Here is a 223-nt window from a genome sequence, read left to right on the forward strand (position 1 = left end):
CAATTCCCGGGCTTTGGGAATGGCGTCGCGCACGGTCAGCATCAGCCAATAAGCGGCCGTATGGAGCACGAGACGGACCTGGTTGGCGAGCGCCGAACGGCAGCTGGTGCGATCGGAGGCGAGCTGCGTCTTATGCAGCTTGATCAGATTCTCGGCTTGGCCGCGCGCGCAATACAGGCTGTCGTAGATCCACTCGGCCGAGCCGACATCGAGGCTGGTGACG

Annotated in this window: 1 protein-coding gene; it reads right to left on the reverse strand. The window is 63.2% G+C overall.

The features are described 5' to 3' along the window. A partial coding sequence (locus tag QJT78_RS52695; protein WP_281461007.1) for a transposase occupies nt 1–223 on the reverse strand: 223 nt, incomplete at both ends.

This window comes from Bradyrhizobium sp. Mp27, from assembly GCF_029953005.1.
Classification (GTDB): Bacteria; Pseudomonadota; Alphaproteobacteria; order Rhizobiales; family Xanthobacteraceae; genus Bradyrhizobium; species Bradyrhizobium barranii.